General features: G+C 61.9%; 5 protein-coding genes. 1 reads left to right on the forward strand and 4 read right to left on the reverse strand.

Features of this window, described 5'->3' with window-relative positions; genetic code table 11:
- Positions 1 to 197: 197 nt before the first annotated feature.
- The 4 genes from OP495_RS16015 to OP495_RS16030 form a co-directional block, all read right to left on the reverse strand.
- Positions 198 to 1691: a sodium:solute symporter family protein gene (locus OP495_RS16015; protein ID WP_280570703.1), complete on the reverse strand. Its 1494-nt coding sequence runs from the start codon at positions 1689 to 1691 to the stop codon at positions 198 to 200.
- Between the two features lie 191 nt (positions 1692 to 1882).
- On the reverse strand, positions 1883 to 2275 hold the full coding sequence (locus OP495_RS16020) for a RidA family protein (RefSeq protein WP_280564646.1): 393 nt from the start codon (positions 2273 to 2275) through the stop codon (positions 1883 to 1885).
- Positions 2276 to 2302: 27 nt separating this feature from the next.
- On the reverse strand, positions 2303 to 3802 hold the full coding sequence (locus OP495_RS16025; protein ID WP_280570705.1) for a D-aminoacylase: 1500 nt from the start codon (positions 3800 to 3802) through the stop codon (positions 2303 to 2305).
- Positions 3803 to 3828: 26 nt separating this feature from the next.
- Positions 3829 to 4692 (reverse strand): MurR/RpiR family transcriptional regulator, encoded by an 864-nt coding sequence (locus tag OP495_RS16030; protein ID WP_280564650.1) that lies wholly within the window; start codon positions 4690 to 4692, stop codon positions 3829 to 3831.
- A gap of 104 nt (positions 4693 to 4796) precedes the next feature.
- On the opposite strand from OP495_RS16030, the gene OP495_RS16035 reads away from it, so the two are divergent.
- On the forward strand, positions 4797 to 6011 hold the full coding sequence (locus OP495_RS16035) for an amino acid deaminase (RefSeq protein WP_280570706.1): 1215 nt from the start codon (positions 4797 to 4799) through the stop codon (positions 6009 to 6011).
- Positions 6012 to 6150 lie beyond the last annotated feature (139 nt).

The raw sequence follows: 6150 nt of genomic DNA on the forward strand, positions 1-6150 counted from the left end.
AGCGCCGCGACCACGATGGCCGGCGCGTCGTGCGGTTGGGTCATGTCTATCTCCTGGTAATCGTCCCCGTAAAGGACGGACCGGGTGAATCGTTGGCGAGTGCCAAGGGAGACGCATTTTACGCAATGCCACGCGGTGATGCATCTGCGACAGGATGCCGCCCCGTTTGGGCGGGGCGGTGGGAGCTGAAAGACGGCTCAGGACGTTGAGTCGGCCTGTGGCGTTAGCGCTGGGTCGGCATCGCCCTCCATGCGTTGGCGTTCCTCGTTGATACGCTGCAGGGCTTGCTCCGGTGTCACCTGCGACGCTGGTGTGATCAGGCTGACCACCACACCTACGACCAGCGCGACCAGAACGGCCGGGATGCTCGGGTTGCCCCAGAAGGCGCTCCAGCTATCGACGCCAATCACTGCTAGCGAGGTAGCGGAGGCGGCGATAAGCGTGGCGACAGCACCCTGCCAATTATAGCGCGGCCAGAAGCGCCCCAGTACGCCACACACGAACATGCCGGCCATGACCGTGGCGATCATGCTGGTGATGTAGTCGATGACGTTGTCGGAGGTCAACGCGAACAGCAACGCCAGACCGATGGTGGCGACTAGCGATAGACGCGAGAGCTTGACCACCTTGTGCGCCGAGGGCGTGTGGCCGGTGAAAAGCACGTACACATCACGCAGCAGGATCGAGACGCCAGCGATGGCATCTGAACTCGCGCTCGACATGGTGGCCGAGAGTCCCGCAACGAGCAGCAGCAGGCCGAGCCATAGTGGCAGGATCTCGGTGGCCAGGAACGGGAAAGCGAAGTTGCTGTTGTCGAGGTCGGGATTCAGGGCGTGCGTTGCCATGCCGATGATCGCGGGAATGATCGAGAAGATTATGTAAAGGATACCGGTGATGACGAACGACTTGCGCACCGAATGGACCGAGTTGCCGGAATAGATGCGCTGTCGGTAGGAGGGCGTGGCCAGCACGCCGACAGCGATGACGGCGGTGAGAGAGATCGCCGGTACCACGCCGATCTTGTCGATGCCCAGGAAGCTGGTGGTGGCGACATCCATGTTGGCGCCCAGGCCCGAAAAGCCGCCGACCTCGAACAGCGCGATGACGGCCATCACGATGAAGCCGACGAACAGCACTACCGCTTGAATGGTGTCTGTCCACACTACGGCCATATAGCCGCCGATCACGCAGTAGATGCCGAAACCTAGTGCCACCAGGATGCGTGCGGTAGTCAGGTCGATGCCGGCCATCCATGATAGATAGAGCCCACCACCGAGGATGTGTGCGCCGAGCCAGCCGATGCAGGCGATGTAGATCAGCACGGCGACGATATTGCGCACCCAGCGATTGGCGCCGACGTAGTAGGAAAGCTCTTCGCTCATGGTCATGAAGCGCAGCTTGCGCACTGGCGCGAACCACGCCGCCAGAAGTAAGACACCGATGGAGCCACCGATTCCGTAGAGAGCACCGGCCCAGCCGTTAGTGTAGCCAAAGCCGACAGCCCCCATGCTCGATCCGGTACCCACCATAGTGGCGACGGTGGTACCAATCGTCAGAAATATCGGAATGCTGCGTCCGCCCAATAGGAAATCGTTGCCGGTGCCTCGGCTATGGCGGGAAATCCACCAGCCGAACGCGATCATGACGACCACGTAGGCGATGAAGGCCCCGAGGAAAACGTGACTGTTCATAATAACCTCTTATAATTGTTGTCCCGACCGTTGCCGCGGCCGGGGCAGTGTGGAATGTCATGGCCCATGGGGTTTTACGCTGCCGGTCGCGCCCTTGCCGGGGCGCGACCATCTTTCTTTACGTTTTTCTAACTTCTCTTCCAATACTGCGGTGCTTGTCCATCGAAGCGATGCGTCCGCGTAGGCGCTTATCAGGCGCGATCATCGCGATAGCACTTCACATCGACCTCCACCTTGCAGTCGACCACCAGGTCCTGAACGCTGCAGATGCGTGCCGGGGGATGCTCGCCGAAGACTTCCTTGAATACCTTGTTGAATGAGCTGAAGTAGCGTGCGTCGGTCAACACGGCGGTGACGTGTACCACGTCCTCCACGCCGTAACCGGCGTCCTGCATGATCTTCAGGCAATTGGCGAAGGCCAGCCGTGACTGCTCGACGATGCTGCCTTCGACGACTTCGCCGTCGGTCATCGGAGTCTGCCCCGAGACGAACAGCCAGCCCCCTGCTTCGGTGGCGCGGGCGAAGGGCAGTTTCTGGCCACCGGTGCCGACGCCCCCTTCGACGCCATAACGTTTGATGCTCATGCTCTGCTCTCCTGTACTGCTGAATGCTTAGTGGAATGCGGCGCTATCGCGCCCGTTGGGAAGGCCCGCGGAGACCGGGGCTGGTGAAAGCCGGACGTCGCGACGCAATAGCCGTCCGGCACGCTCGCCGCTCGCCTGGCCGTGGCGATAGCTGATGCAACCGTTGACCGTGACCAGCTCGATGCCACTGGCGAGTGAAATCGGTGCGCTATAGGTGGCGGTGTCTTCTAACGCCTCGAGATCGAACAGCACCAGATCGGCGAAGGCGCCGACACGAACGACGCCACGGTCCGTGAGCCCGAAGTTGGTCGCCGAGAGTGAGGTCATCTTGCGCACGGCCTCGCGCATCGACAGCAGCTTCAGGTCACGGCTGTAGTGGGCGAGTACGCGCGGGAAGGTACCCCACAATCGGGGATGCGGGTGTGGGTCGTTGGGCAGACCGTCGGAGCCCACCATCGACAACGGATGCGATAGCACCTGGCGCATGTCCGCCTCGCTCATGTTGTGGTAGACCGCGCCGGCCGGTTGCAGACGTTTGGCGGTGTCCATCAGCGATAGCCCCCAGTGTGCGGCGATGGTGTCGAGGGGCTGGCGTGCCATTTCGGGGTGCGGGTCGGACCAGGTGATGAAGATATCGATCTCGTCGGTGACCTGGCCCAGATCCAGTGTCGAGGAGCCGGCGGTATAGGGGTAACAGTCGCAGTGCACGCCGTGGGATAGCGCGGCGTCGTCGAGCTTGGTCAGCGCCTTGGAGGCGTTGCCCCAGTTGCCGGCGCCGGCGCACTTGAGATGCGAGATCACCAGCGGCGCCTGGCCGTGTCTGGCGGTGGCAAAGGCTTCGTCCATCGCCTCGGGAAGCCCGGCGAACTCATCGCGCAAATGCGTGGTATAGACGCCACCGGCACGGCCGACCGCCGCGACGAGGGCATTCATCTCGGTCGTGGGGGTGTCATAGGCGTTGCGATAGGCGAGGCCCGAGCTCATCCCCACGGCACCGTCGGCTAGTGCCGTTTCCAGTTGTTCGCGCATGGCGGCGATTTCGTCGTCGCCAGCGGCGCGGTCGAAGCGATCCATCACCTGGCTGCGCAGACTCGTGTGTCCGATCAGCGCCGCCACGTTGACGCTTGGCGCCGCCGCGTCGATTGCCTGGGCATAGGCGGCGAAAGTGGGATAACGGAAATCTTCCGCACGGCCGAGCAGATTCATGGGATCGGGCACGTCGCTCGTGAGCGTGACCGGACTGGCGCTGATGCCGCAGTTGCCGACCACCACCGTGGTGACGCCCTGAGAGAGCTTGGGCAACATCTCTGGCGTGCGGATGACATTAGTATCGTCGTGAGTGTGAACGTCGATGAAGCCAGGCGTGAGAATCAATCCTTCGGCGTCGAGTGTTTCGTGCGCGTCAGCGTCATTCAGCTCGTCGATGGCGACGATCCGTTCGTCCTGAATAGCGACATCGGCGGTGAAGGCCTCGCGCCCGCTACCGTCGATGATCGTGGCGTGGCGAATCAGTAAATCGACGTGCATGGCGACTCCTTATGCGACGGGACGGCTCAATCCCCTAACGGCTGGCGATTATCGCCGCCGCGATGGGCATCGAGGGTGATCTTGAGTCGTCGCAGCTTGTCGCGGGTATGATCGCGGTGTCGCAATGCCAGGCCCAGCGCCAGCATATCGATGGCGGCCATCATGGCGTAGCGCGACGACGACGGGAAATAGATGTAATCGGTTTCGCGGGCGGCCAGCGGTAGGGCGATGTTCGCGATCTCCGCCAGTGGCGACCCGACGGCGGTTATGGCGAGCACGCGAGCGCCGTACTGGCGTGCCAGCTCGGCCGCTTCGACGATTTCCGGGGTGTAACCGGTCACCGACAGCGTCACGACGACGTCATCGGGCTCCAGGGTCGAGGCGACCATGCGTGGTAGTAGCGCTTGCGGATAGGCGCTGATGGCGTAACCAAGCCGTACCAGTCGGAATTGCATTTCCTGCGCCATCACGGTGGAGCCGCCGCCGGCGCCGAACACCAGGATTTGGCGGGCGTCGTCAAGCATCGTCACCGCGCCCTCGACATCGGCCTGTTCCATGAGTTCGCGATTGAGTGCGAGCGTCTGTGCGGCGGTGTCGTAGATGACGCCGAGGCCGTCTTCTTCGCTCGCTTCCTGAATGAAACGACGCCCGGCGGCCAGGGCACGGGTGAGGCGCGTTTTCAAGTCGCGCACATTGCGGCACCCCACCGCGCGCGCGAAACGCGTCACCGTGGCATCGCTCACCTCGGCGCGTTTGGCGATCTCGCCGATACTCGCCTCCGTGACGAAGTCGATATCGTCATGAACCAGCGTGGCGACCTTCTTCTCCGACTCGCGCAGGCTCGGCAAGCAGGCGGTGATATGCGACAGGATGTCGAATTCTTGACTCACGAGCGGCCCGTATCCAGTGATTGATGAGCTTGTTAGGTACTAACATATTTTTAAATTATGTGTTAGTAAATACCATCTAAGTATAAAAGTCTGAGGAGAATACGATGTCCGAACGCGTGCAAGGGGCAATGGAAAAAGGCACACCGCTGGTGCATCCGGGGCATCTGCTGCGTGACGTTCCGCTACCGGCGGCGGTGGTCTTCGAGGCGCCGCTGGCTTACAACCTGGCCTGGATGCAGCGTTTCGCCGATGATCACGGTGCCAAGTTGGCGCCGCACGGGAAGACCACCATGGCGCCAGCGTTGTTCAAGCGACAGATCGAGGCGGGGGCGTGGGGCATCACGCTTGCGACGGCGGTGCAGAGCGTGACGGCGCATGCCCATGGCATCGGACGCGTACTGATGGTCAATCAATTGGTCGGGCACCCCAACATGACCCTGGTGGCAGATGCCATCGCGCGCGGGCTCGAATATTACTGCGTGGTGGATAGTGTCGATAATGTGCGCGATCTTGGGGCGTTCTTTGCCGAACGTGGCCTTACGCTCAATGTGCTGATCGAACTGGGCGTCGACGGCGGGCGCTGTGGCTGCCGTACTGCCTCGCAGGTCGACGCGCTGGTGGCGGCGATCGGCGAAGAATCCGCCCTGGCGCTGGTGGGCGTCGAGGGATACGAGGGCATGATCGCTGGCGGCGATGAAGTGGCTTCCGTACGTGCCTACGGCGAGCGCTTGGTGGAGACCGTGCGCATGTTGCAGGCCAGCGGTGTGCTCAAGTGCGAGGCGCCGCTCGTCACCGCCTCCGGCTCCAAGTGGTTCGATTTGATCGCCGAGGCGTTCGACCAGGCGGAACTGCGCGAGCACTACACGCCGGTGCTGCGTCCTGGTTGCTACGTGGTGCACGATCACAAGCTCTATGCCGGGGCGATGGCCAATGTGAAAGCGCGTCAGCCCAAGCTCGAAGGCGAGCTGCAGCCGGCGCTCGAGGTCTTCGCGCATGTACAATCATTGCCCGAGCCCGGTTTGGCCATTATCGCGCTGGGCAAACGCGACATCGGCCATGAGCCGGACCTGCCGTTACCGCTTCGACTCTATTCTCTGCATAACGAGAACGTGGCTCCGGTCGATATCAGCGCGTGGCGGACGACGCATATCATGGATCAGCATGTGTTCCTCGAGATTCCTGAACACGCCGATATTGCCGTGGGCGATGTGATTGCCTTCGGCACTTCCCACCCATGCCTGACGTTCGACAAGTGGCGTCGCGTATTGTGCGTTGATGAGTCGCTGGAGGTGGCAGAGGTGATGACGACATACTTCTGAGTGGTGCAAGGCACGCATGGGCCAGGCTAAATAGCGATTAGACTTAAGGCGGGTGTGCGTGCTATATGCTAATATGCTGTCCCGCTTACTGAATTCGTCCGCCGGCAGTATCTATTCGTCCGGCAGACCCGACCTGTCG

It is taken from the genome of Chromohalobacter sp. 296-RDG (genome assembly GCF_029889885.1).
In the GTDB taxonomy this organism is placed as follows: Bacteria; Pseudomonadota; Gammaproteobacteria; order Pseudomonadales; family Halomonadaceae; genus Chromohalobacter.